This window comes from Muriicola sp. E247, from assembly GCF_041358175.1.
Taxonomy (GTDB): domain Bacteria; phylum Bacteroidota; class Bacteroidia; order Flavobacteriales; family Flavobacteriaceae; genus Muriicola.
Genome location: NZ_JBGKBE010000003.1, coordinates 153,474 through 176,520 on the forward strand (window position 1 = coordinate 153,474; position 23,047 = coordinate 176,520).

A 23,047-nucleotide genomic window follows, 5' to 3' on the forward strand; every position below is an offset into this window, starting at 1 on the left:
CTCTATTTCACAATTACGTATTACTCTCTGAGGAGAGAAATTTCAAACCAACGTTCTGTTTTAGAATTGATTTGCTCTTCAACCTCACTGAGGGATTTTGAAAGGTCGGTGATTTCCTCCGGACTTAAATCTGAATTCAGAAAAGCTTGCTGTAATTCTTTTTTCTTTGCTTCCAGACTCTGGATTTCGCGTTCTAACTGCTTATATTCTTTCTGCTCCAGATAAGACAGGGTACTACTACCTTCCTTATCTCTCCATTGGGATTTATCCGACTCCTGCTTCGATTTGTTCTCCTTGCTTTCATTACGTTTTGTTTGTTCAAGGCTATCTTCATAGGCTCTGAAATCGGAATAGTTTCCCGGAAAATCTTCAATAATCCCTTCGCCCCTGAAGACAAAAAGATGATCGACTATTTTATCCATAAAATACCGGTCATGTGAAACAACTACAAGACATCCCGGGTAATCGAGTAAGAACTCTTCAAGTACATTGAGGGTAACAACGTCCAGGTCGTTGGTGGGTTCATCAAGGATAAGAAAGTTTGGGTTTTGAATGAGGACAGTGCACAAATACAGGCGTTTTCGTTCCCCACCGCTGAGTTTCTCTACATAGTCATACTGCTTTTTCCGGTCGAAGAGAAAGCGCTCAAGCAACTGTTGTGCAGAAAGTTGTTTCCCTTTCTTTAACGGAATATATTCCCCGAATTCCCTGATAACTTCAATTACTTTCTGTCCTGACTTTACCTTGATTCCTTCCTGGGTATAATAGCCAAATTTTATCGTTTCTCCTGTGGTGATCTTGCCTCCATCGGCTTGTTCCCTGCCCGTAATTAAATTGAGGAAGGTTGACTTTCCCGTACCGTTTTTACCAATGATACCCAGTCGCTCTCCCTTTAAAAACGAATAACTGAATTTGTTGAGGATGGGCGTTTGCGGAAAGGACTTAACTACATTGTGAAACTCCAGAATCTTACTGCCCAGGCGTTCCATATTGATTTCTAATTGCACCTGGTGATCCTTCCTTCTTTGCTGTGCCTTGTTTTTGATTTCATGAAAATCATCAATTCTGGATTTCGACTTGGTAGTTCTCGCCTTAGGCTGTCGCCGCATCCAGTCGAGTTCCTTTTTAAAAAGCTGCTTGGATTTGTGTAATTCTGATGCCTGCTGCTGTTCCCTGGCCTCTTTCTTTTCAAGGTAGTAGCTGTAATTTCCCTTGTAGGAGTACAATTGACCCTGATCGAGTTCCAGGATCTCATTGCAAACCCTTTCCAGAAAATACCGGTCGTGGGTTACCATAAAAAGGGTAATACTTTCCCTGGCAAAGTAATTTTCCAACCATTCAATCATCTCGAGATCGAGGTGGTTGGTGGGTTCGTCCAAGATGAGAAGATCGGGCTTGTTGAGCAGTGCATTGGCCAGCGCAATTCGTTTTTTTTGCCCTCCGGAAAGTGAACCTACTTTTGCGTTGAGGTCTTCCAGCTGCAATCTGAAAAGTATCTGTCGGTATTGAGTTTCAAAATCCCAGGCATTGAAACGTTCCATGGCCTCAAAAGCCTTTTGATATTGCTTTTCATTTTCCGGAGTTTCAAGGGCCTTTTCATAACTCCTTATTACCTGCAACACTTCGTTGTCTGATCTGAAAATGCACTCTTCAATGGTTAACTCATCCTTGAGAACGGGGTCTTGTTCGAGATATGAAATCCGGATGTTTTTTCGGAGAGTTACCTTCCCATCATCGGATTTGTCCTTCCCCCCAAGTATATTGAGGATGGAGGTTTTTCCCGTTCCATTCTGAGCAATCAGAGCTATTTTTTGCTCCTTATTGATCCCGAAAGAAAGATCAGTAAAGAGAACGCGTTCCCCATAGGATTTTGAAATTCCCTCTACGGATACCAGATTCATTTTGAGGTAGTTTCAATTTTCTGATTGTGATAAAGTAAAAAACCGTATCGCAATCCTAAGGTTGCCAGAATTACCGCCAGGATAGGTGAAAAGAGTTGGATGCCTAATATCCAAATGAAAACCGTAATGGCAAGTAATATTAAAATACCTAAAAGGTATGAGGCACCCCAGGATGGGAGTTTCTTGCCCCTCAACAGGTAATACAAGGGCACCAAATTCAGGGGAAAGGCCCAAAGTACATTGAGGTTTATAGCCGTAGCCGTATGATCCGTAAAAAACCAGAGAAAAACGATCAGGCAACCCGCGATTCCGGTAAAAAAGAATAAAACAATGTCCATCACCTTACTGCGGACATTATTGCGAAGGTCGATGTAGGTGATGGTAACGGTAAACAGGAATAAAAGACCAAACCAAAATAGGGGAGAGGTAGTAAAAAAGTTCCCCCGGTTCTGCATTTGATGATCGAGTATTGTCCTTTCCCTCTCAACAATGGGTTTACCATCGAGAAGCGTATGTTCTAATTGCGATAAAACGTAATTAGGCAAAAACATATACTGCAAATGGCCTGCTTTACGGTCGATAACTGCGCCCAGAGCAAGGTCAATCCCAAAACTGGACCAGGAATTTCGGATAAGATTTTGTTGAATCAGGTCTCTGAAAGAGTAATCCTTGTCCTGTAAATAATCCTCATAAACAAGTTCATCGCCCAGAGATGCCTGTAATACTTCCGGGATTTTGGTTGAACAATTTTCCATAAGAAAATCGTATTTGTAATCCCTGTTCTGGGGTTTGTAATTATTTTCCAGGAAGGAAAAAATTTCATTTTTTTCCTTAGAAGAAATATTGAGAAGTTGCTCCTTTACCCAACGGTTTTCAAGTTCATAGGCATACAGGAAATTCTCAAACCTTTGTTTGCTCAAAGAATACAGTAATTTACCCCTGGCAAATTTTCCGTAAAAATTAGGAGTGTTAAAGTTGAAGGTACCGTAATTGTAGATCCAGTCGATCCCTTTTTCACTGTCCTGAACCCGAAATGCGCTGTGACCAAAGGTGGAATAAAGCTCCATGCCCGGACCACAAGTAATTACGCTGATCACAGCCTTTTCCGACAAGGGTTCTGCCTGAGAAAACAGACATGCAGAAAAGGAGAAAAAAAATAAAAAAAAGAATTGTTTTGGTGTCATCAGGCAAGTAGAGCTTATGGCAAATTCCGGTAATGGAGCAAATATCTGAATAATTAATGGGACAAAACAGCTTCCTTAAAATTTATGCTATTTTTACGAAAAAGATCCCTGAGTGAAAAGATATATACCCAACTTTCTTACACTGCTAAATGTTTTTGCAGGTTCTGTGGCGGCCATCTTTGCGGTCAGAAATGAGTGGGAGGCTATGGCCTTCCTTGTTTTTCTTGGCCTGATATTCGATTTTCTCGATGGTTTTGCCGCCCGAAAACTAAACGTGCAAAGTGAGCTGGGACTACAACTTGATTCTCTGGCAGATGTAATTACTTTTGGGTTGGTTCCGGGAATTGTCATGTTTCAGCTGATCAGTATGAGTCTCGGCGGGGTGGAAGGACCGGAGATAGCAGGGAGCGGATTATCGTTTTCCCTGAATGGATTCCTCCCGTTTTCAGGATTTTTAATTACCATGTCGTCAGCGCTTCGCCTGGGGCGATTCAATATTGATGAAAATCAGACTTCTTCCTTCATTGGCCTTCCCACGCCGGCGAACACTCTATTGATTGTTTCTCTGCCGATGATTCTACTTTTTAATGGGAATGATGCTCTAAATTCAATTATTCTAAACCAATGGTTTTTAATTGGCCTCACTGTATTGAGTTCGCTACTGCTCAATGCACCTATCCCTTTGTTTTCATTAAAGTTTAAAACACTAGGGTTTAAAGAAAATGCCCTTCGTTATATTTTTATCCTGGTGAGTTTGTTTTGTATAGGCACTATGAAATTCCTTGCCATTCCGGTGATTATTCTGATCTACCTGATGAGTTCTCTGTTATTTTTCAGGAAATCTACTACCGAACCTTAAAAAAAAGTGGGGCGTTTAGCTGTGGCAGGCCTACTTAAAATTCTAGCTTTTTCTTCCTCAGTTCGAAATTCTGTCCGAGATAGACTTTTCTGACCATCTCATCTTCCGCCAGGATTTCGGGAATACCGGATTTCAAAATCCCGCCTTCAAACATAAGATAAGAACGCTCAGTAATGGCCAGTGTCTCCTGTACATTGTGGTCTGTGATAAGGATGCCAATGTTCTTGTTTTTGAGTTGTGCAACAATTCGCTGGATGTCCTCTACGGCCACGGGGTCGACTCCTGCAAAAGGCTCATCGAGTAAAATAAACTTGGGATCTGTGGCAAGGGCTCGGGCTATTTCGGTTCTCCTACGCTCACCTCCCGACAAAAGATCTCCCCGGTTTTTCCGGATATGGCCCAATCCGAATTCTTCAATGAGTTGCTCCATTTTCATGTGCTGCTCTTTTTTACTGAGTTTAGTAAGCTGAAGAACACTTAAAATATTTTTTTCGATACTCAGTTTTCGAAATACGGAGGCTTCCTGAGCCAGATATCCGATCCCGTTTTGAGCTCTTTTATACATAGGGAATTTCGTGATTTCAGTTTCATCAAGAAATATTTTCCCCCCATTGGGTTTAATCAGTCCAACAATCATGTAAAAACAGGTAGTCTTCCCGGCGCCGTTGGGCCCCAGAAGTCCGACAATCTCACCCTGGTTGACCTCAAGAGAGATGCCTTTTACTACTTTGCGGCCGCGGTAGGCCTTCATGATATTTTCTGCTCTGAGCTTCATCGATTCAAATCTAAGGTATTCCCCATGGAGGAAAAAGGAATTACATTTTTTTTAACCTTCCTGAGATTCCAGAAGTTCCCAGAACTCGTAGGCTTTCCTCAGGTGGGGGATCACTATGGTTCCGCCCACAAGGGTAGCAATGCTGAGAGTCTCCATTACTTCTTCTTTATTAGCTCCGGCCTGTTGGGCACTCTCCAGATGATACTTAACGCAGTCATCACACCGCAATACAGCAGAGGCAACAAGGCCAAGCAGTTCTTTGGTTTTAACATCCAGAGCACCTTCTGTAAAGGCATTTGTATCGAGGTTAAAAATACGTTTGATGAGTTTGTTGTTGCTTCCCAGCAGTTTTTCGTTCATACGGGAACGATAGGCATTGAATTCGTTAACTTGATTTGGCATGTTTCCTTGTTTTTTTTGCCTCCCGTTTAAGTACACGGGCCGATATAAATATACTGAGCTGATAGAGAATGAGTACGGGCACAGCTACAATAATCTGGCTGGCTACATCCGGCGGAGTAATGACCGCTGATATGATCAAGACGATCACCAGGGCAATTTTTCTGTATTTTTTCAGGATCTCCGGGGTTACCAGTCCCACTTTAGTAAGGAAAAAGATGATTATTGGCAACTCAAATATCAAACCGCAGGCGATCACTGCAGCGCGTACAGTTGAAATATAAGAACTTAGATCGATGTCGTTAAACACTTCTTCACTTACTGTGTAACTGCCCAGGAAGTTGATGGAGAGGGGGGCAACCACGTAGTAGCCGAAAAGCACTCCCATAAAAAACAGTAAGGAAGCCACGATGATAAAACCTCTTGAGTTATTCCTTTCTTTTTCATAAAGTCCCGGGCTAATGAATTTCCACATCTCATAAAGGACATATGGAAATGCTATAATAAAACCAGCCCAGATAGACGTCCATATATGGGCGGAAAATTGCCCCGCCATCACCCGGCTTTGTACGCGAAACAAGGGTTCGCTTCCGCAAAAAGCTTCACTGAATCCCAGCATTTTTGACAATTTGCAAAAAATAGCATAGGTTGGGAAGTCGGGTTTTTTTGGTCCGAAAATGACGGTATCGAATATAAAATCCTTCATCAGGAAGGCTACCATGCCCACAATGACAATGGCGAGTGTAGAGCGAATTAAATGCCACCTCAGCTCTTCCAAATGGTCAAGGAAGGACATTTCGTTGGGATCCTTAGTTGTTGCTTTTGCCATTAAAGTATTCCTTCGTTTATCAGGTTGTGCAGATGAACGACGCCCTGGTAGGCTCCTTTCTCTGCGACCAGTAATTGGGAAATTCCATTGGCCTGCATTTCATTCAAGGCCTTCACGGCCAGAACACCCGGCTCAATGGTTTTAGGATTGGATGTCATAATATCCTTTGCCGTAAGACCGTTGATATTTTCGTATTTGTTGAGCATCCTTCTGATGTCACCGTCAGTTACTACTCCAACCAACTTTCCATTTTCAAGCACAGCAGCTACCCCAAGCATTTTTTCTGAGATTTCTACGATAACGTCTTTTACGGCAGAGTGAGCTTCTACCTTAGGGACCATATTTTTTACTGCGATATCACCTACTCTCAGGTATAATTTTTTGCCCAGGGTACCTCCGGGGTGAAACTTGGCAAAGTCTTTAGAGCTAAAACCTCTGAGTTCGAGCAGGCAAATGGCAAGCGCATCACCCATAACCAATTGTGCCGTGGTACTGGTAGTTGGTGCCAGGTTATTAGGGCAGGCTTCTTTCTCCACATAGGTATTCAACACAAAGTCGGATTGTTCAGCAAGGTAAGATTCCGGATTACCTGTGATTGCAATTAGTTTGTTGCTCCCCGATTTAATCAAGGGAACAAGTAATTTAATTTCAGGTGTACTCCCGCTTTTTGAGATACAAATAACAATATCCTTTTGCTGGATGGTGCCCAGGTCTCCGTGGATCGCATCGGCTGCATGCATAAAGGTGGCAGGGGTTCCGGTTGAATTAAGGGTGGCAACAATTTTGGAAGCTATCAGGGCACTTTTGCCGATCCCGGTAATGACCACCCTTCCTTCGCCTTTGTAGATACAGTCTACTGCATCTACAAACTGCTGGTCGAGTAAAGATGCCAAATGCAGTATTGCATTGCTTTCAGTTTGCATGGTTTTTTTAGCCAACTCCAGAATGCCTTTCCTCGTGTTCAATATATCCTTGTATTTAGGTGATTTGGAATGCAGATTTTGTCTTAAAAGATAATCGGATTCTAAAAGAATGTATTATATTTAAGAAAACAAAATTACGCAAAGTTATTTACAGGGTATTCTAATACAGCGAGAAAAATACTACTACAACCCGAAGAACGTTAAAGTTAGAATTGACTTATTGAAGTGCATGGGAATTTAAATGCCAGTGGGATTAAGTAAACTATTAGCGAATGGTATTGAATGATACGGAACTGCAGACCTCTCTTAAAAAATATTTCGGATTTTCTTCGTTTAAGGGCCTACAGGAACAAGTAATTAAAAATGTTATCGAAGGTAATAACACCTTTGTTATTATGCCTACAGGTGGTGGGAAGTCGCTTTGCTACCAACTTCCTGCATTGATCAAAGAAGGCACCGCTATTGTGGTTTCACCCCTGATCGCCCTGATGAAAAATCAGGTAGATGCGCTACGCGGAATTTCTTCAGACCACGGGGTTGCTCACGTCCTTAATTCCTCCCTGAACAAGACTGAAGTAAAGCAGGTTAAGCAGGATATCACTGATGGGATTACCAAGTTACTCTATGTAGCTCCGGAATCCCTTACCAAGGAAGATTACATTGAATTCCTGCAATCCGTACCCCTGTCATTTGTCGCTATTGATGAGGCACATTGTATTTCCGAATGGGGTCATGATTTCAGGCCCGAATACCGGAATTTGAGGGCGATTATCAACCGCCTCGGAGATAATATCCCTATCATTGGTTTAACTGCAACTGCCACGCCAAAAGTACAGGAAGACATCATAAAAAACCTTGATATTCCTGATGCCAAATTATTTAAAGCCTCCTTCAACCGGCCAAATTTATATTATGAGGTGCGGCCTAAGACAAAAAATGTTGATGCCGACATTATCCGTTTTGTGAAAAAAAATGCGGGGAAATCAGGAATTATTTACTGTCTGAGCAGGAAAAAAGTAGAAGAATTAGCCCAGGTGCTACAGGTCAACGGAGTAAGTGCCGTTCCCTACCACGCAGGCTTTGACAGCAAAACCCGCTCTAAATATCAGGATATGTTCCTCATGGAAGATGTGGATGTGGTTGTGGCTACCATTGCCTTTGGGATGGGAATAGACAAACCCGATGTGAGATACGTTATCCACCATGATATACCCAAAAGCATTGAGAGCTATTATCAGGAAACCGGCAGGGCAGGCAGGGATGGTGGAGAAGGACATTGTCTGGCTTTTTACTCCTATAAAGACGTCGAGAAACTAGAAAAATTCATGTCTGGTAAACCTGTGGCAGAACAGGAAATAGGAAATGCACTGTTGCAGGAAATTGTAGCCTATGCAGAAACTTCAATCTCAAGAAGGAAGTTTATCCTCCATTATTTTGGGGAAGAATTTGATGAGGTAGACGGCGATGGAGCCGACATGGATGACAATGCACGAAACCCTAAGGAAAAAGAAGAAGCCGGACACAATCTGAAAAAATTAATTGAGGTTGTTAAGGGAACAAACGAAAAATTCAAATCCAAGGAGATTGTCAAAACCCTTAAAGGCAAAACCAATGCCCTGATCGCTTCTCATAAAATAGAAAGTAAAGATATCTTTGGGTGTGGAGCAGACCAACCGGAGGAATACTGGATGGCTTTGATCAGACAGGCCCTGGTAGCCGGATTTCTTAGAAAGGAAATTGAACAATACGGAATTCTGCATGTTCAGAAAGAAGGTGAGGATTTTCTAAAAAATCCCACCTCATTTATGATGACTAAAGACCATATCTACAATGAGGAAATGGACAATGCCATTGTAAGTGCTGCCAAAAAATCGGCGGGGGTAATCGATGAACACCTTCTGAAGTTGTTAAAAGACCTTAGGAAGAAAGAAGCCCATAAATTGGATGTGCCACCTTTTGTCGTATTTCAAGACCCTTCACTGGAGGATATGGCTCTGAAATACCCCATCAATATGGATGAAATGATTACCATCCACGGGGTGGGAGAGGGTAAGGCCAGAAAATACGGTACTCCCTTCCTTAAATTGATCGCAGATTATGTAGAAGAGCACGAAATCATAAGACCTGATGATCTGGTTGTAAAAAGTACCGGGGCTAATTCCGGGCTCAAATTGTACATCATACAGAATGTAGACCGCAAGCTGCCGCTTGATGATATCGCTGCTGCTAAAGGTCTTGAGATTCCCGACCTGGTCAAGGAAATGGAGCAAATAGTTTTCAGCGGCACAAAACTCAATATTGCCTACTGGATAGATGAAATCCTTGATGAGGATCAGCAAGAAGAAATTCACGAGTACTTCCTCGATGCTGAGTCCGATGATATCGAAGAAGCCCTAAAGGAGTTTAACGGGGATTATGAAGACGAAGAACTCAGGCTGTATCGCCTTAAGTTTATGAGTGAGGTGGCGAATTAAACCAACGAAAAAGGATAAAGTAAAACTCCCGGATTTCCGGGAGTTATTTATTAGATATTACCGAATTCCCCTGCGGATATAAAGGCGATGATTGCGCCGAAATACAGGATGAGGAAAAGAAGATAGCAAACAGATAAAGCCAGTCCTACATAAGACAGAACCCGTCCGGTCTTAACGTTTTCATATCCGGTGTACATTCCGGGATTTTCATTGTAAAGACGTTCTGCTTTGCTGGCACTGTTCAATCCCAGAATGGTAAAAATAATCCCAAATGGGCCACAGCAAAGTAAGGTTAGCACAACAGACAGAATTCCCATGGTGAGGGCATTACTTGCCCCTGGAAGTGATTGTTGATTCATATGATTTGTTTAATTGGTTATTCTTCAATGCCAAATTGCTCCATAATCTCCTGTGATTGTCGCATGGCTTCTTCCCAGCCTCCCATCGCCCAGATACTGTAGATCATATAGCACAGGAATAAAATCCCCAAAACAAGTCCGATGATAACCAGAATTTTAGCTGTTTTCAGCTGACTGTGGTTCGAATAGAGTTCCGGATTTTCCAGGAAAGTTTTTTCGTCTTTCTTAACCAGAAATAAACCTATCCCCGACATAATGATAGCCGGGATACCGTAGAAACAGCAACAGAGATAGGACAATATTGCCAGTACAATGGCTATGGTTACGTTTGGTAGTTTTTGTTGTTCCATAAAAAGTTTGTGGTTATATTATTAATTTAAAGAAAAAATTAAGCAGAATCAGTGAAACACTCATGATCATAAGAGTGATGCTGATTTTGTTAGCATATTTAATTTTAAAAAACTGATCGAGGAGAAGGAAACCGAACAGACCGAGAATAGGATAAATGGCAGGATACATTTTAAACGCTGCCCAGAACTCACCCTGAAATAAAAAGAGAACAGAGCGCTGTATTCCACAACCAGGACAATCCATTCCCAGAATCTGTTTGCTCAGGCAAGGAAGCATGAGGTCTTTAGCAGCAAATAAGATCAGCAGCAGGTTCACCGGTATTTTTTAAAAACTCCTTCCGAAAAATACTATTATTTTTAAGGAATGAAAATAAAATGCGGGTTTTATTTTAGATGAAAAATGGGAATGATTAAAGCAGGGGATAAGATTCAGGTACTCGATGATTCGATAGAAGGAACTGCTGTCAGAATAGACGGAGATACGATAACTATACTTACTTCAGAAGGATTTGAGCTGGATTTCAGTCTCAATGAGGTGCTCCTGGTAGAGGACCGCTCCCAGATAAATGTCAGTGCAGCCGAGGCCCAGGAGGCCAGAAAGGAAAAGGAAGTACCTTCAAGGAGAAAAGTAAGGCCGGTCAAACCCAAAGAGCGCAATGCTCCTAAAATGGAAGTCGACCTCCATATCCATCAGTTGGTGCCCAGTACCAGGGGGATGAGTAATTACGACATGCTTAATATTCAGGTGGAAACTGCTAAAAGACAACTCGATTTCGCTATCAAAAAACGTATCAGGAAGGTAGTGTTTATCCATGGCGTGGGTGCCGGAATCCTAAAAGAAGAGCTCTACTATTTATTCCGGAGACATCCCAATATTACTTACTATGACGCAGACTATCAGAAATACGGACTGGGAGCCACCGAAGTGTATATCCATCAAAATGTAAAGGAATAGGCCTTATTCCTGAGTGGTCACCACGCCGAAATCATTAATACTTGTATCGGTAATCCTATCACCCTGAGCATTGAGAAGACTGATGTCGCGCAGCTGAATGGTGTGTTCATAAAGTGTAGTGTCGCTGGCATTCTGTATGGTGGTAATGAGTACTTCCCCGCTAACAGCCTCTATTTCCTCAACAACGGTAGGTTCAGACGGAGGGATTTCATCGCAAAAATAGCTTTTGGTAACACTCTCAGAAAAGATCCGGTATAAAAGAGAACTTTGCCCGGGAATGGCACTTACAATTGTATCTGTTGTTGCTTCATTCTTGAGCGTACCACTTTGAAGGTCGAGAATCAGAGCTTCATCTCCATTGATCTTGAAAAAAACCGTAGTTGCAGTGGTAACCGTAGTTTCACAGGTTTGAATGGAAATATCGTCAAAATCAATGGTTTCAATTTGCAGGTCCCCATCGTTGCAATTCCAGAGAAGTATTGCGATCAGGAACGGAAGAATTCTTTTCATGAGTCAAATTTAAGGCAAAATAGAAGTAATTTCCTATTGGATTGTCTGCTCATTACAAAGAAAATATGTTATTTTCCTGTATTTTTGATCAGGTTTGAAAGGAAGATCGCATATGAAACAAGTATATCTCGATAATGCTGCCACTACCAGAGTGAGAGATGAGGTCATAGAAAAAATGCACTCAGCTCTTGCCAACTGTTACGGGAATCCGTCATCTACACATGGTTTTGGTAGGACGGCCAAAACCGCCATAGAAACTGCGCGTAAAACAATTGCAAAACACCTCAATTCCCAACCCTCCGAGATAATCTTTACTTCCGGAGGAACAGAAGCAGACAATATGATCCTGAGATGTGCGGTTCGTGATCTTGGGGTTGATACCATTATTACGACACGCATTGAACATCACGCCGTGTTGCATACAGTTGAAGAACTGGAGTCTGAGTGTGGGGTAAAAGTATGCTACCTCAAACTATTGCCTGATGGAAACCCCGATACTGATCATCTCGCAGAATTACTGAAGCAGGAAAAAGGGAAGATCCTTGTGAGCCTGATGCATATTAACAATGAAATAGGAAATATGCTAGACATACAGACTATCAGTGAAATGTGCCGGGACGCTAACGCTCTTTTTCATTCTGATACAGTACAGTCGATAGGTCATTATACCTGGGATGTACAGAAGACGCCTATTGATTTTATGACTGCAGCGGCTCATAAATTTCACGGCCCCAAAGGTGTGGGCTTTGCCTATATCCGAAAAAACTCAGGGTTGAAACCAATGATCGTTGGGGGAGCTCAGGAACGTGGATTCAGGGCAGGTACAGAGCCTTTCCATAATATTGTTGGATTAGAGGAAGCTTTTGTTCTGGCCTATGAGAAGCTTGAAAAAGAAAAGGAATATATCTCATCGCTAAAGGAATACTTCATTAAATCCGTAAAAGAAGCTTTCCCGAAAGCAGCGTTTAACGGTCTATCGGGAGATATGGAGAAAAGTACATATACCCTGGTGAATGTGCGCCTGCCAATTTCACAGGAAAAAGCACTTATGTTGTTGTTTCATCTCGACATCAAAGGCATCGCCTGTTCTAAGGGGAGTGCATGTCAGTCTGGGAGTGACGGCGGATCACACGTGCTTTCTCAACTTTTATCACCTGAAGAATTAAAGAATCCTTCGCTTAGGTTTTCATTTTCCATTTATAACACCAGGGAAGAAATAGATTATACGATCGAAGTATTGAAGGAATTTTGCAAGGACGAAAAGGCGCCAATGATTACTTAGCGCTCTTTGTCATAAGGAAATTTTCTGGTTGCCTTTTTCATCATGGATTCTATCAGGTCGGTTGTATTTCTGCCTGATTTCTTATTGATTTCTTTCTCGTATTTCCAAAGTAATTTACCTGTTTCACCATCACTGACTTTAATGCCAATTCTGCCGTAATTAGCATCGCCCAGAATATAATCTATAAAACTAAAATCGGAGGGAATCCCTTCTGATAGCAGTATATTCAGGTCTAAGTTGCCACTGACAATACCATCAACACCCAATACCTCACTCAATTGTTTGATGGTATAAGTATCAATATTGGCATAAGTGATATTGCTCTGTGCCAGGATTGCGTTCGTATTTTTTGTATTCTGGAAATCAACGGAGAATTTCTTTCTGCGTTTACCGCGTCCAAAATACGTTTCAAGGGCATCCTGTACGGCATAACCTTCGCGTTCTTCAAGGCTTTTTAAGTCATTGCCATTCAACTTCTCCTTCAGATCAAGGTTGGTAAAAAACGGGATGATTGCCAGTATTTTATGGTTCTCACTGAGGGCTTCAAACTTATCGCTTTGATAAATATTCTTTTGCCCGTAACTGATCGACAGGTAAAGCAGAAAAAATAATGTGAATATTTGTTTCATAAATAATTGTGCCTAAAACCGAACCAGCATTTTTACATTCAATATTCTGGAGGTCATAAAATTGGGTACTGCAAATTCATTCTTGCTATCCACATCCCTTACCCAGGTGTTTGTAATGGAGTTCTGATTGTTAAAAAGGTTGAAAATTTCAAAACCCAGCTGTAATTCCCTGAAGCTATGCAACCAATGGCCATCAGGAAATGAATGATTTTCATCCACAAAAATATGAGAAATTCCTAAATCAGCCCTTTTGTAATCTCTTAATCTATTCTGAAAATTGTACGGATCCGAATAACTTGGTGACCCTCCGGGTACTCCTGTACTGTAAACCAGGTTGAGATACATTTTAAGATTGGGTATATTGGGAATATAGTCCTGAAAGAGCACGGCAGCTTTAAACCGCTGATCTGAAGGTCTGGAGATATACCCACGGTTATCCCAATTTTCTTCGGTTTTGAGATATCCCAAACTAACCCAGGACTCGGTGCCCGGGACAAATGCGCCAAAAAGCCTGAGATCTGCACCATAGGCATATGCCCTGGCATCATTATTGGCAACGTATCGAATTCGCACATCTTCAAGGGTGTAGGTATTTACATCCCAAAGGTTTTTGTAGTAAAGTTCCGATCGGAGATTAAAAGGTCGGCCCCAGATTCTGAAACTCTGTTCTGATCCCAGAAGGAAATGGAAGGCCTTCTGTGCCTTAACATCCGGGACAATCATCCCTTCGGCATTGCGCAGTTCCCTGTACAAGGGAGGTTGCTGATAGATGCCGGTGGAAAGTCTGAAAATAATATCATCCTTCCAATCGGGCCTCAGTGAAATTTGTGCTCTCGGACTTATTATGAACTGTGTGTTTTGTTCAGAATCATTTGCGCGGAGTGTCCAGAGCTGGGTTCTCACCCCAAAGTTATAAAGCAGACGGTTTGGACCAGTAACAGATCGATTTCCAAGTTGCAAGTATGCGGCATAACGATATGTCTGTGTCTTATTTCTAGCGCTGATTCCATTATAGGCTACCAAAGGTGCATTGAAGGGTTCTCCGGGCTGATTATTTATAAATTCTTCCCTCGGGGGGCGAATAAAGAACCCGGCCGAGTCGATAAATTCTGATTCCCTTATCTGATCCCTCACATCTTCGTAAGTATATGAAAGACCCCAGGAAAGCTGGGTTTTGTTTTTGCGAAGCTCCCCGCGATGTGACACTGTATGGATAAGAGCGTCCAAATCATTTCTCGATCGATTGTACTGAGAGCCAATACCTCTCGATGAGGTTACTTCTCCTAAACTTCCACTTCCAAGATCGGTTTCTATTTCCCCCAGTTCGTATTGGGCAACCACATCCGAATATTCCTCTTCCGTTGTATGGTAAAGCGAAGAGGAAAACTTCAGGCTGAGGTCATCACTTGAATAAATATCAGCCTTAACAGCTCCTAAAGCTGTAGTAAAAGTATTCTCTTCCCTTCCCAGGTAAAAAATTTGAAGGGCCATAGGATTGGAAATTGTTCCAAAATTGGTCTGTCTTGACATCGGGGAATTCCGATACTCATTCAGACCCAGATTGCCAAGAAAATGAAGATGAAAGCGAGCGGTCACCCTGAAGGTTAAAAAACTTTGGAGGTCTACAAAGATTGGATTAAAACTGGCATTGGTCTGCTGACTGTTCAATAAAAGACTGTTGTTGCGATATCGAAAACCTGTGAGCATGCTGAATTTACGATTCTTCGAAACTGTTTCGACTGTTGTATTAAGTCCCAGAAGGCTTGCCTCTGCCTGCAGTGCAAAGCGAGTAGGAGTCTTGTATTTTATATCGAGGACAGAAGAGAGCTTATCCCCGTATTTCGCCTGGAATCCCCCCGGAGAAAAGTAGAGGCTCTCAACCATGTTGCTGTTCACAAAACTAAATCCCTCCTGTTGCCCCGAACGCAGGAGAAATGGCCTGTATACCTGAATGTCATTCACGTAGACGAGATTCTCATCATAATTTCCTCCGCGGACCCCGAATTGAGTACTGAGCTCGTTGTTTGAAAATACGCCGGGTAAGAGTTTGAGAAGATTTTCAATTCCGGCGTTGGCTCCGGGTATTTTTTGTGCTATTTCCGGAGACAGATTGGTAATTCCCCCAACTGTTCTTTCGCCAAGGGCGGAAACTTCCACGCTGTCGATTTGGATTACACTGGACTTCATTACGGGATTAAATCCAAAAACCTGATTGGTGGTAAGTACCAGATCCCGCAATTCAATCAACTGGTGGCTTATGTGCGAAAAACTCACATTGATAGCTTCGTCGGCCTTTACTTCAAGGAGGTAAAATCCGCTGGCATCTGAAGTGGTTCCTCTGGGGCCTTCCTGAATATTCACATCGCTGATAGGTCTATTTTCTTCATCAAGAATAACTCCTGTGATGGTAGCTGTTTGACCTATGGCAGAGAAGGTAACGCACAGCAATGCGCCGATTATAAGTAGCCTGAGGAAATTCAATAGTTTATTTTCTGTAGAAACTACTGGTAAAGGTAGTGGAATTCCCGACATTATCGGTGACCACAACCCGGAGGTTGCATTGCTTTTTGTCCAGGATCTTATCGTCAAAATTATAAGTCAGCGTACTAGTCTTAGGTTCGTATTCCATTAAAATCCACTCCCCGTTAAGTGTAGCTTCGTAAGAATTTATCCCGCTGAGATCGTCCGAAATAAGCAGGCTAAGGTATCTGTAGTTAGTAAGCCACTGCTTTGATTTAAAATTCTTTGATCTTATTTTAGGGGGGATTGTATCCTGCGCAATGGTATATGTTCCAAGACTTCTGGTTCGTGTGGTAAAAGTATTTCCTCTTTTGTAGGTTTTGGTGTAGTTAGGCCTGAGTTTGTCGTCCAGGCGTGCGATAAAGGCCGTTTGTAAAAAGGATTCCTCATAGCCGTCTGTATTAAAACTAAGAGTAAAATTCTTGTGAGCCGGGACCGAATTGTTGTGGACAGTTACCGTATCCCCACTAGCCCTGAGATCTATATAGAAATCACTGTAAAAAGTGTTGGCAGGAAAGTACAATTTCACCTTTCCCAATTCAAAATTATTAGGTTTGCCGGCAACGATATAGTGTTCTGTCTTCGGGATTTCCATCTTGTTCACAGCATCTTCACGCCGTCCTGAAACAGGAATGATTAATCGGGTTGAATTCCCTGCCAGATCCTTTAAATCTATTTCTACGGTATAATTCAGGCCTTCCTTTACAGTGATTTTACCGTCATTTTTCAGCTCTCCGTAAATGCTGAGTTTATTTCCCTCTGTTTTAAAACACTTTTGTATCCGCCTGCGGTATTTCGACATGTATTCATAGTCGATTAGCGTATTGATCAGGCGAGTTTCTCCAAATGAAAAACTGTCAAAATCAAATGAAGAAATAAGGGTTCCATTTACTTTTTGTTCGAGTTTATATAAACCATTTTGATTGGCAGCAAGATCCTGACGATCATAAGCTGCCACCCCGAATCCGATAGTGCCTTTTGCCTTGACTTCTTCTGCCAGGTAAGTTCCATCGGGCTGTCTGCTGAAAGGGATTTGTACTCTTAATTCACTTTGGTTTACCACTGCTTCCTCTGAGAGAGGATAGGCGTAAAGGCCCTGCAAGGTTGGATTGGTTGCATCCCTGATGTCTAAGCCATAGAGCAAGGGATTTGTAGGTTTTTCCGTAACACTACTTCGGATTTCAAAATGAAGATGAGGTCCGGATGAACCTCCTGTATTTCCTGTATACGCGATCAGGGAATCTTTGTAGACTTTTAGCTTGCCGTATTCCGGGAATACTTCAATTTCGTAAGACCGTTTATGATATTGTGTTTGCTTTACGTATTCCTCGATTTCCGGACTAAACTTCTGGAGGTGGGCATAAACCGAGGTATAACCATTGGGATGGGCTATGTACAAGGCTTTTCCATAACCCCAATGGGATACTTTTATACGCGTCACAGTACCATCGCCTATGGCGTATACAGGAAGTCCCTGCCTTTGCTGAGTTTTAATATCAATTCCCGAATGGAAGTGGTTCGACCGTAATTCTCCGAATGTCCCTGCCAGAATCAGGGGTATATCCAGGGGAGGACGAAAAACATCTTTGGGAAATTTTTCCTGCCCTGAGGTAAGGTGCATGATTAATAAAAAGAGTAGGGAAATTCTTTTTTTCATAGAAAAGGGTTGGTGCGAAATTAAATAATAGCGCGATAACTTCGAAAAAAACTCCTGTATCATTTCATTTAACTACGACAAATGGCGTGTTTATCCCTGTCTGCTTATCATTTCAGCTGTCTTGCAAAAGAACGTCAGGAATAATTGGAAAAAGTATTGCGAAGTCGTCCTAGGTGTGTTAACTTTGTTAGAAAGCATTGATGTTGGCCTATGAGCGATTTGGTTGATATAGTTGATTCACTTGAAAATAAAATCAGTAAATTATTACACAAGTTAGAATTGCTCAACCAGGCTAAAGGAAGACTGGAGGACGAGCTGGTTCAGATTAAACAGGACCACGAAGCCACAAAGAATTCCGTTAAGGAATGGGAGGAGAAATACGAATCCCTAAAAATGGCGAACACAATGTTGGGCAGTGAAACAAATAAAACAGAAGCCAAGCTCAAAATAAATACATTGATCAGGGAGATCGATCATTGCATCAGTCAGCTCGCTGAATAATGGACTCAAAATATGGCCGAGAAGCTTAAAATTAAGTTGTCAATAGCAGACAGGGTATACCCTTTGACGATTGATCCTAGCCAGGAAGAAGGTTTGCGAAAGGCAGCTAAAAATATAGAGCAGCTCGCTAAGAAGTTTGAGCAAAATTACGCCGTTAGGGACAAACAGGATGTTCTGGCCATGTGTGCCTTACAGTTTGCCTCTAAAATAGAACAGCGAGGCCTGGATAAAATGGAAGATACCAAAGAAGTTGTGGAGCGGTTAACCGCTCTGGATGAACTGGTAAATCAAAAGCTTAGCATAAAGTAAGTTCTTTAACATATATCAAAGTTACTGCCCACATTGGTAATTATTTTTGACAAACTCAACATTAATTTGTTTGAAAAGGGTGAGTTTAGATTGTAAAAGCAGGCCTTCTCGTAAAGGATCCTTGAGCAGTCTGTTAGCCCTAAACCTGTCTATAGGAGTTTGTACAAAACTTCCATCAATGTGGGCTTTTTTTATTCTTTTTTTCGAAACGAAAAATTGGAATAAAACCCGGGAAATACCTCATGTTATTAGGGGTGATTGATCTCGGATAAACAGCAGAAAGGGATATCCCATTCTAAAATTAAACTAACTCATGGATACTACAACAATACTCATCGCCGGAGCCGTAGGTTTACTCATAGGCTTCATCATAGCCAAATTCCTTGAAAAAGGGAAGGCGTCAAAAACTTTGGCATCAGCAAAAAAGGAGGCCACAGCCCTTCTTAAAAATGCAGAAGTTGAAGGGGAAAATATCAAAAAAGACAAGATATTTCAGGCTAAGGAGAAATTCCTGGAATTGAAGGCCGAACATGAAAAGGTCATCATCAACAAGGAAAAGAAGATTTCCGAATCCGAAAAACGAACAAGGGACAAAGAGTCTCAGGTAAGCAGTGAACTGGCCAGAAACAAAAAGCTCAATGAGCAGCTGGAAAGTAAAATTCAGGACCTCGACCATAAAGCGGAGGTATATGAAAAAAAGCAGACCGAGGTAGAGAAATTACACAGGAGTCAGGTACAGCAACTGGAGGTTATTTCAGGTCTTTCAGCGGAAGATGCAACAAATCAGTTGCTAGAGTCTTTAAAAGAAACGGCGAAATCAGATGCCATGGCTTTTATGCAGACTACGCTGGAAGAAGCCAAGCTCACAGCCCAGCAGGAAGCCAAGAAAATTGTGATCAATACCATTCAGCGCATCGGGACTGAAGAAGCCGTGGAGAATTGTGTTTCCGTATTTAACCTGGAATCTGATGATGTCAAAGGTCGAATCATAGGAAGAGAAGGAAGAAATATCCGTGCCCTGGAAGCAGTTACGGGAGTGGAAATAATTGTAGACGATACACCGGAAGCCATCATCCTTTCGTGTTTTGATTCCGTACGACGGGAAGTTGCGCGTTTATCCCTGCACAAGTTGGTTACCGACGGACGAATTCACCCTGCTCGCATTGAAGAAGTGGTTCGTAAAACAGAAAAACAGATTGAACAGGAGATAGTTGAAATAGGGAAAAGAACTGTTATCGACCTTGGAATTCACGGGTTACATCCCGAGCTGATCAAGGCGGTTGGACGGATGAAATACCGATCCTCATATGGGCAAAACCTCCTTCAGCACTCAAGAGAGGTCGCGAAATTATGTGGGGTAATGGCTGCTGAACTGGGCTTAAATCCAAAGTTAGCCAAGAGAGCCGGACTACTGCATGATATCGGTAAAGTACCGAATACCGAGACCGAACTGGAAACACCGCATGCGATATTGGGGATGCAGTGGGCCGAGAAATATGGAGAGAAACCCGATGTTTGCAATGCCATTGGAGCCCACCACGATGAGATCGAAATGAAAACACTGATCTCACCCATTATCCAGGTATGTGATGCCATTAGCGGGGCAAGACCCGGTGCCAGAAGACAGGTACTCGATTCGTATATACAACGATTAAAGGATCTGGAAGATATCGCTTTCGGCTTCGGAGGTGTTCAGAAAGCATATGCTATTCAGGCCGGAAGAGAATTAAGGGTGATAGTAGAAAGCGAGAAAGTAAGTGACGAAAAAGCGGCCCAGTTATCATTTGAAATATCACAGAAGATACAAACTGATATGACGTATCCCGGGCAGGTTAAAGTCACTGTAATACGCGAAACAAGATCGGTAAATGTAGCTAAATAGCTATTTGCCTGACTATACCAGGTTGTCGCCTTTTCTCTCGAGCCCGTGTGAACCTATAGTTCGCCTGTATGTTCCTTATAAAATTCCCATACCTCTCGGGCAACATCCCTTCCCAGCTGAAGTCCGGCTACATTATCAGCCTGGATATGATAGCCGCCCATAACTCTTGATATTCCGGCCATTTCAGCCGTTTTGGTAAAGGTGGGAAATTCCAGAACTACAGTATCTCCAAGATTGTCTGGCTCTGTAAGAGCGCCGGCTACAAGAGTTACCTTTTCACCAAATTCATCACTTCCGGTCCAGAGTCTTAAGGCTTCTGCACAGGCTCCACTAATGGTACTATGCCCTGAAACATAACTGGGAAAGGGTGGACACAGGAAGGTTTCCGGAGAATAAGGTCTCCATTGTTTCCCTTCAATTTCCATCATTCCTTTTCCTTCTCCTCCCCAGGCTTTGATGATTTCATTTTCATAGTATTTATGTACAAGGGCGTAGGGCCGGGCATAGTCATAAAACATCTTTGAATCCCAGGAGGCAATAAAGGCATCCATGGCCACAACCTGATTGAGGAAGTACATTTTCACATCCTCATCTAACGTATGTTTGTCCCGGCGTGAGACATCCTGGGCGAATTTCAGCCAGTGGCCGGCCTGTTGTACCGATTGGGGTCCGTCTCGCATAAATTCAACCAAAGCCTTATCATGATCCGATAAATTCGCCTGCAGTGCAATTACTTCTGCCACTTCTTCTTCCAGTTGACTGCTACCGATCATGGGTGGTGGTCCGGGCCTGAATTGATCCGCAGATTTAAGTCCGATAGGTTTTACCTTATCCCAATAAGGTGTTAAACAGCCAGGGGCAAAATATCCCCCCTTACCATCTGAGAAGTATTTAGGTTGCCACCTGTTGGGATCCACGTTCTCATCTGCTGAGTTGACGGGTTCATACCCGACATAATTGTGATATGGTTTATTTTGAGACCCTTCTTCCTCTCCGTATTGGTTAGCCCCATCTCCGTGTCGGGCTTCAATTACTGCTTTTGCCGCCAGGTTGCCGATTCCTTCGGGAGTAGTGGGGTCAAGAGTATTATTGTCAGGATCCAGCCCCAGTTCTTTAATGAAATCTGTAAAAAGCTCCTTATCTGAATAATAATACTCGCTCATTGCCCGATACGCGGCATAGCTGATAGCGATTTGCTTATTTTCCAAGGAATGTTCTTCCAGTGGTCTTCTGGGAACTTGACTTAAATACACCGGAATGGCTTTTTCGTCGAATCTGCTCCAGGCATCGAATACGGCAGTCCATATCAGGCCCAGATATCTCGAAGTGATCGTTGGCCTGGGATTAAATCGTTCGGTATCAAGAGCAGTTGCCTCCAGGGATAACTGGCCCCATTTATAGGCAAGGTTTTCAGTGCCTGTAGGTTCTGTGACGGTATTTTCGGAATTCTTTGTCCGACACATGGTGCTGAACAGACAAATCATGAGGAGAAAGACAATTTTCTTCATTTCCTGAATTTATTTTTGGTATTCTTACATCAGATGGAGTACCTCTAAATTAAAACTTTTCAGCAAGCAGGAAAAGGATTTTATTTTTTATTCAGGGCCCATAAACCTACCATCGGACCTATCCCAAGCATCATGTAGATCGAAGTAAGAGGATATGAACCCTGAAAGCTGTTGAGTAATTGAATACTCAAAATGGTAATGGCGAACCCTATGCAATTGACCAGGGTAAGGGCCGATCCTTTTAAAGGCCCATCAGCGTGGTTGGCTACCAGAGTAGAAAACAAAGGAGAATCTGCAATCACCGTCATTCCCCATATCAAAAGAAAAACCAGGAATACAGATGTATAGGGCTGATAAAAGAACAGGGGCGAAAGAAGGCAACACAGACAGGATATAAAAAGCGACCAGGAGGCTACTTTTTTCAATCCGAAATATTCAGAACAAATCCCCCCTATAACACAACCAACACTTCCAATTGCAATTATTATGAAGGACCAGAGTGAGATAGGCAGAACAACCTGATGAAGTTCCTGATACGTCTTAAATATAAGGGGTACAAAAGCCCAGAAGGCATAGAGTTCCCACATATGACCAAAATAACCTAAGGCTGCCTTTTTCAATTCTTGATTTTTGAAGATGGTAAAAGCTGCCTGTAATTTCAGTTGTTGTGCCGATTTCCTGTAAGGTCCGTCTGATAAATTCAAAACAACGAGTACTCCACCAGCAAAAGAGAGGAAGCTTGTACTGATAATCACCCATTTCCATTGAGTAAAAAGGGAACTGTCGGCCAGGAGATGGGGTAGGGCAGTGCCTAGAACCAGGGCACCTACTAAAAAGGACAGCGACCTTCCAAGGCCTTCTTTAAAATAGTCCGCCGCGATTTTCATCCCTACCGGATAAATTCCGGCAAGAAAAAAACCTGTCAAAAATCTCGACCCCACCAAGGTTAAGAGGGTATTTCCCTCCCAAAGCATACCGAGGTTAAAAATAGCAGCTATCACAGCGGAAGTAAAAAACACCTTTGATGGTGAGTAACGGTCTGCAATCGTCAAAGTGGCAAAAAGCAGCGTGCCAAGGATAAAGCCGAATTGCACCGCCGAAACCAGATGCCCCAGGGCCTGAATTTTTAGATTATAATCAGAAATTAGTTCGTCCAGAACCCCGTTTCCTGCAAACCATAGGGAGGTACAAAAAAACTGAGACAATACAATTATGGGCAGGACTTTTTTCTTCTGCATTAG

Annotated in this window: 22 protein-coding genes and 1 other RNA gene; 8 read left to right on the forward strand and 15 right to left on the reverse strand. The window is 42.4% G+C overall.

The window, feature by feature from the left end:
- Positions 1-20: 20 nt before the first annotated feature.
- Together ACA086_RS06910 and ACA086_RS06915 are read right to left on the reverse strand one after the other, a co-directional pair.
- Positions 21-1,901, reverse strand: a complete 1,881-nt coding sequence (locus ACA086_RS06910; RefSeq protein WP_371002608.1) for an ABC-F family ATP-binding cassette domain-containing protein — start codon at positions 1,899-1,901, stop codon at positions 21-23.
- The gene (locus ACA086_RS06915) at positions 1,898-3,085 is read right to left on the reverse strand and encodes a DUF4105 domain-containing protein (RefSeq protein ID WP_371002609.1); all 1,188 of its coding nucleotides are present in this window, start codon (positions 3,083-3,085) and stop codon (positions 1,898-1,900) included. The genes ACA086_RS06910 and ACA086_RS06915 overlap by 4 nt, the downstream gene beginning before the upstream one ends.
- 112 nt (positions 3,086-3,197) lie before the next feature.
- Here ACA086_RS06915 and ACA086_RS06920 point away from each other — a divergent pair, with 112 nt between their 5' ends.
- Positions 3,198-3,944: a phosphatidylcholine/phosphatidylserine synthase gene (locus ACA086_RS06920; RefSeq protein WP_371002610.1), complete on the forward strand. Its 747-nt coding sequence runs from the start codon at positions 3,198-3,200 to the stop codon at positions 3,942-3,944.
- Positions 3,945-3,978: 34 nt separating this feature from the next.
- On the opposite strand, the gene lptB is transcribed toward ACA086_RS06920, so the two are convergent.
- Genes lptB through ACA086_RS06940 form a run of 4 tightly spaced genes read right to left on the reverse strand, consistent with a single transcriptional unit; the run spans position 3,979 to position 6,912 of the window.
- Complete coding sequence (gene lptB / locus ACA086_RS06925; RefSeq protein WP_371002611.1) at positions 3,979-4,719, reverse strand: LPS export ABC transporter ATP-binding protein; 741 nt, start codon at positions 4,717-4,719, stop codon at positions 3,979-3,981.
- A 51-nt stretch (positions 4,720-4,770) separates the two neighbouring features.
- Positions 4,771-5,121, reverse strand: a complete 351-nt coding sequence (locus tag ACA086_RS06930; RefSeq protein ID WP_371002612.1) for a carboxymuconolactone decarboxylase family protein — start codon at positions 5,119-5,121, stop codon at positions 4,771-4,773.
- Positions 5,105-5,947 (reverse strand): twin-arginine translocase subunit TatC, encoded by an 843-nt coding sequence (gene tatC / locus ACA086_RS06935; protein ID WP_371002613.1) that lies wholly within the window; start codon positions 5,945-5,947, stop codon positions 5,105-5,107. The genes ACA086_RS06930 and tatC overlap by 17 nt, the downstream gene beginning before the upstream one ends.
- Positions 5,947-6,912 (reverse strand): SIS domain-containing protein, encoded by a 966-nt coding sequence (locus ACA086_RS06940; protein WP_371002614.1) that lies wholly within the window; start codon positions 6,910-6,912, stop codon positions 5,947-5,949. Before ACA086_RS06940 ends, tatC begins: the two co-directional genes overlap by 1 nt.
- A 230-nt stretch (positions 6,913-7,142) precedes the next feature.
- Between ACA086_RS06940 and recQ the strand changes: the two genes are divergently transcribed.
- Positions 7,143-9,344: a DNA helicase RecQ gene (recQ, locus tag ACA086_RS06945; protein ID WP_371002615.1), complete on the forward strand. Its 2,202-nt coding sequence runs from the start codon at positions 7,143-7,145 to the stop codon at positions 9,342-9,344.
- Between the two features lie 50 nt (positions 9,345-9,394).
- Here recQ and ACA086_RS06950 read toward each other — a convergent pair whose 3' ends face one another.
- The 3 genes from ACA086_RS06950 to ACA086_RS06960 are packed head-to-tail and all read right to left on the reverse strand — an operon-like array spanning position 9,395 to position 10,369.
- The gene (locus ACA086_RS06950; RefSeq protein ID WP_371002616.1) at positions 9,395-9,703 is read right to left on the reverse strand and encodes a CCC motif membrane protein; all 309 of its coding nucleotides are present in this window, start codon (positions 9,701-9,703) and stop codon (positions 9,395-9,397) included.
- A gap of 17 nt (positions 9,704-9,720) precedes the next feature.
- Positions 9,721-10,053 carry a CCC motif membrane protein gene (locus ACA086_RS06955; RefSeq protein WP_369747381.1) on the reverse strand — a complete coding sequence of 111 codons (333 nt, stop codon included), beginning with the start codon at positions 10,051-10,053 and terminating at the stop codon, positions 9,721-9,723.
- 13 nt (positions 10,054-10,066) lie between these two features.
- Positions 10,067-10,369 carry a DUF2752 domain-containing protein gene (locus ACA086_RS06960; protein ID WP_369747382.1) on the reverse strand — a complete coding sequence of 101 codons (303 nt, stop codon included), beginning with the start codon at positions 10,367-10,369 and terminating at the stop codon, positions 10,067-10,069.
- 84 nt (positions 10,370-10,453) lie between these two features.
- On the opposite strand from ACA086_RS06960, the gene ACA086_RS06965 reads away from it, so the two are divergent.
- Positions 10,454-11,008, forward strand: coding sequence for a Smr/MutS family protein (locus ACA086_RS06965; RefSeq protein WP_371002617.1), 555 nt, complete (start codon positions 10,454-10,456; stop codon positions 11,006-11,008).
- A gap of 3 nt (positions 11,009-11,011) precedes the next feature.
- On the opposite strand, the gene ACA086_RS06970 is transcribed toward ACA086_RS06965, so the two are convergent.
- Positions 11,012-11,518 carry a hypothetical protein gene (locus ACA086_RS06970; RefSeq protein WP_371002618.1) on the reverse strand — a complete coding sequence of 169 codons (507 nt, stop codon included), beginning with the start codon at positions 11,516-11,518 and terminating at the stop codon, positions 11,012-11,014.
- Positions 11,519-11,630: 112 nt separating this feature from the next.
- Here ACA086_RS06970 and ACA086_RS06975 point away from each other — a divergent pair, with 112 nt between their 5' ends.
- Positions 11,631-12,800, forward strand: coding sequence for a cysteine desulfurase family protein (locus tag ACA086_RS06975; RefSeq protein ID WP_371002619.1), 1,170 nt, complete (start codon positions 11,631-11,633; stop codon positions 12,798-12,800).
- Here ACA086_RS06975 and ACA086_RS06980 read toward each other — a convergent pair.
- The 3 genes from ACA086_RS06980 to ACA086_RS06990 are packed head-to-tail and all read right to left on the reverse strand — an operon-like array spanning position 12,797 to position 17,606.
- Entirely contained in the window at positions 12,797-13,429 is a 633-nt protein-coding gene (locus ACA086_RS06980) for a hypothetical protein (protein ID WP_371002620.1), read from the reverse strand. The genes ACA086_RS06975 and ACA086_RS06980 overlap by 4 nt on opposite strands.
- A 12-nt stretch (positions 13,430-13,441) precedes the next feature.
- Positions 13,442-15,910: a TonB-dependent receptor plug domain-containing protein gene (locus ACA086_RS06985; RefSeq protein WP_371002621.1), complete on the reverse strand. Its 2,469-nt coding sequence runs from the start codon at positions 15,908-15,910 to the stop codon at positions 13,442-13,444.
- Between the two features lie 4 nt (positions 15,911-15,914).
- Positions 15,915-17,606, reverse strand: coding sequence for a M23 family metallopeptidase (locus tag ACA086_RS06990; protein ID WP_371002622.1), 1,692 nt, complete (start codon positions 17,604-17,606; stop codon positions 15,915-15,917).
- Positions 17,607-17,816: 210 nt separating this feature from the next.
- On the opposite strand from ACA086_RS06990, the gene ACA086_RS06995 reads away from it, so the two are divergent.
- From ACA086_RS06995 to rny, 4 genes are all read left to right on the forward strand, one after another.
- Positions 17,817-18,107 (forward strand): hypothetical protein, encoded by a 291-nt coding sequence (locus tag ACA086_RS06995; protein ID WP_369747389.1) that lies wholly within the window; start codon positions 17,817-17,819, stop codon positions 18,105-18,107.
- A 12-nt stretch (positions 18,108-18,119) separates the two neighbouring features.
- Positions 18,120-18,416, forward strand: a complete 297-nt coding sequence (locus tag ACA086_RS07000; RefSeq protein WP_371002623.1) for a cell division protein ZapA — start codon at positions 18,120-18,122, stop codon at positions 18,414-18,416.
- 53 nt (positions 18,417-18,469) lie between these two features.
- A non-coding RNA gene (ssrS, locus tag ACA086_RS07005) (6S RNA) lies at positions 18,470-18,577 on the forward strand.
- 152 nt (positions 18,578-18,729) lie between these two features.
- A complete protein-coding gene (rny, locus tag ACA086_RS07010) occupies positions 18,730-20,298 on the forward strand; it encodes a ribonuclease Y (protein WP_371002624.1) in 1,569 nt (522 codons plus the stop codon).
- Between the two features lie 53 nt (positions 20,299-20,351).
- On the opposite strand, the gene ACA086_RS07015 is transcribed toward rny, so the two are convergent.
- Together ACA086_RS07015 and ACA086_RS07020 are read right to left on the reverse strand one after the other, a co-directional pair.
- Positions 20,352-21,806: a vanadium-dependent haloperoxidase gene (locus tag ACA086_RS07015; RefSeq protein ID WP_371002625.1), complete on the reverse strand. Its 1,455-nt coding sequence runs from the start codon at positions 21,804-21,806 to the stop codon at positions 20,352-20,354.
- An 80-nt stretch (positions 21,807-21,886) separates the two neighbouring features.
- Positions 21,887-23,044: an MFS transporter gene (locus tag ACA086_RS07020; RefSeq protein ID WP_371002626.1), complete on the reverse strand. Its 1,158-nt coding sequence runs from the start codon at positions 23,042-23,044 to the stop codon at positions 21,887-21,889.
- Positions 23,045-23,047 lie beyond the last annotated feature (3 nt).